We start from the raw sequence: 274 nt of genomic DNA, 5'->3' as shown, positions 1-274 counted from the left end.
CAGAAAAGACTACGGATACAGGATTTTCGACTATGAAACTTCCGATATAAGTGCTGAGCAACTTGTAGGCTTCTGGAAGGAAAATGAAATTCATACGCTGTTTTTATCTACGGAAAATTCATTTGATGAACGGAGTGAAACTGAAATTTTCAGATTAGCTGAAAACAATAAAGTTCATATTTCATTAATTCCAAGCATTACTCAAAGTGATTTTTTCCTTTATGATCTGGGCTATATTCAAACTCAGCCTATTCTCATCCAGGCAAAATATCCC

The 274-nt window shown here is 34.7% G+C and carries 1 pseudogene; it reads left to right on the top strand.

The window, feature by feature from the left end:
• Positions 1-274 (top strand): annotated as a pseudogene (locus tag SCA31_RS23380) (glycosyl transferase); the annotation flags it as partial.

The organism is Chryseobacterium sp. SIMBA_028, from assembly GCF_046535285.1.
GTDB lineage: Bacteria > Bacteroidota > Bacteroidia > Flavobacteriales > Weeksellaceae > Chryseobacterium.
Note: the sequence above shows the minus strand (reverse complement) of the source record. Positions and strands in the feature narration are given on the sequence as shown.